Source organism: Vibrio sp. 10N.261.52.A1 (assembly GCF_002876325.1).
Taxonomy (GTDB): Bacteria; Pseudomonadota; Gammaproteobacteria; order Enterobacterales; family Vibrionaceae; genus Vibrio; species Vibrio chagasii.
Genome location: NZ_MCYD01000279.1, coordinates 1 through 370, shown reverse-complemented (window position 1 = coordinate 370; position 370 = coordinate 1). Strand labels below are relative to the sequence as shown.

General features: G+C 44.9%; 1 pseudogene. It reads right to left on the bottom strand.

Features of this window, described 5'->3' with window-relative positions:
- A pseudogene (locus BCT81_RS03540) lies at positions 1-370 on the bottom strand (ester cyclase); the annotation flags it as partial.

Genomic DNA, 370 nt, shown 5'->3' with positions numbered 1-370 from the left:
ATGGCCTAGGCTCTTGCGTAACGGATTCACGCCAGCTTGGTTCATTGCATCAATAAAATCAGGGATTAGATAGGACTCAATAATTTGACCATCTTGGGTGCAAACCATTTCGGTGTAGCGCAAGTAGAGTGTTTTTCCTGTTGCTGGGATACCAAACAAGGGTTTTGCAAATGTGCCAACAAAGTAGCCAGTAGAGTTTACCCAAGTGCGACCTTCATATTCACCTTGCATAATGATTGAAGGGCGTCGTTCAACATCAGGTAGCGAGTTTACTAGCGGTAATAGAAACGCTTGCTCAGTTGCATCGACACCAGAGAGGTCGTTAATCGGATGAGCGACACACCATTTAACGTCAGCATTTAACATCTCG